The organism is Pseudoalteromonas sp. MMG013, from assembly GCF_018100885.1.
Classification (GTDB): Bacteria; Pseudomonadota; Gammaproteobacteria; order Enterobacterales; family Alteromonadaceae; genus Pseudoalteromonas; species Pseudoalteromonas aurantia.
In genome coordinates, this window is record NZ_JAGJEE010000074.1 from 1 (window position 1) to 1,655 (window position 1,655).

Here is a 1,655-nt window from a genome sequence, read left to right on the forward strand (position 1 = left end):
TAGCCTACTCACTTTCACATGGACAACCAACGCCATGCTTGCTTAGCCTGCTCCGTCCCCCCATCGCAATTATTCCAAGTACAGAAATATTAATCTGTTTCCCATCGACTACGCTCTTCAGCCTCGCCTTAGGGGTCGACTTACCCTACCCTGATTAACATGGGATAGGAACCCTTGGTCTTCCGGCGTGCGGGTTTTTCACCCGCATTATCGTTACTCATGTCAGCATTCGCACTTCTGATACGTCCAGCATACCTCCCGGTACACCTTCAACCGCTTACAGAACGCTCCCCTACCACTTGTCCTAAGACAAATCCGCAGCTTCGGTGATATGTTTAGCCCCGTTACATCTTCCGCGCAGGCCGACTCGACTAGTGAGCTATTACGCTTTCTTTAAAGGGTGGCTGCTTCTAAGCCAACCTCCTAGCTGTTTTAGCCTTCCCACATCGTTTCCCACTTAACATATACTTTGGGACCTTAGCTGGCGGTCTGGGTTGTTTCCCTCTTCACGATGGACGTTAGCACCCACCGTGTGTCTCCCGGATATTACTTTACGGTATTCGGAGTTTGCAAAGGGTTGGTAAGTCGGGATGACCCCCTAGCCTTAACAGTGCTCTACCCCCGTAAGTATTCGTCCGAGGCTCTACCTAAATAGATTTCGGGGAGAACCAGCTATCTCCCGGTTTGATTAGCCTTTCACTCCTAGCCACAGGTCATCCCCTAACTTTTCAACGTTAGTGGGTTCGGTCCTCCAGTTGATGTTACTCAACCTTCAACCTGCCCATGGCTAGATCACCGGGTTTCGGGTCTATACCCTGCAACTAAGCGCCCAGTTAAGACTCGCTTTCGCTACGGCTACCCTAATCGGTTAACCTCGCTACAGAATATAAGTCGCTGACCCATTATACAAAAGGTACGCAGTCACCTAACAAGTAGGCTCCTACTGCTTGTACGTATACGGTTTCAGGTTCTATTTCACTCCCCTCACAGGGGTTCTTTTCGCCTTTCCCTCACGGTACTGGTTCACTATCGGTCAGTTGGGAGTATTTAGCCTTAGATGATGGTCCACCTATATTCAGTCAAAGTTTCACGTGCTCCGACCTACTCGATTTCACTGCTTATAAATTTTTGTGTACGGGACTATCACCCTGTATCGTGGCACTTTCCAGAGCCTTCCACTAATTACAAAACAGCTTAAGGGCTGTTCCGATTTCGCTCGCCGCTACTTTCGGAATCTCGGTTGATTTCTTTTCCTACGGGTACTTAGATGTTTCAGTTCTCCGCGTTCGCCTCATATGGCTATGTATTCACCATATGATACCTGCAAGCAGGTGGGTTTCCCCATTCGGAAATCCTAGTCTCAAGCGCCTCTTACTGGCTCAACTAGGCTTATCGCAAGTTAGTACGTCCTTCATCGCCTCCAACTGCCAAGGCATCCACCGTATACGCTTAGTCACTTAACCATACAACCCAAAATAGTTTTAAGTTGTACTGTCAAAGACAGTTTAAACTTCGCCAGAAGTTAATATTGAATACTAAAGTAGATGCTAATTAATCATTGATTAATTGGCATTGTTTTACTTTTGAAAACTCTTTATAGATATAAATATCTATAAGAATTTATTTATCAGCTTTTCCAAATTTTTAAAGAGCAA

General features: G+C 46.2%; 1 rRNA gene. It reads right to left on the minus strand.

Annotation, left to right across the window (positions count from 1 at the left end):
* Positions 1-1,463, minus strand: a 23S ribosomal RNA gene (locus J8L98_RS24370); the annotation flags it as partial.
* Positions 1,464-1,655: the final 192 nt, after the last annotated feature.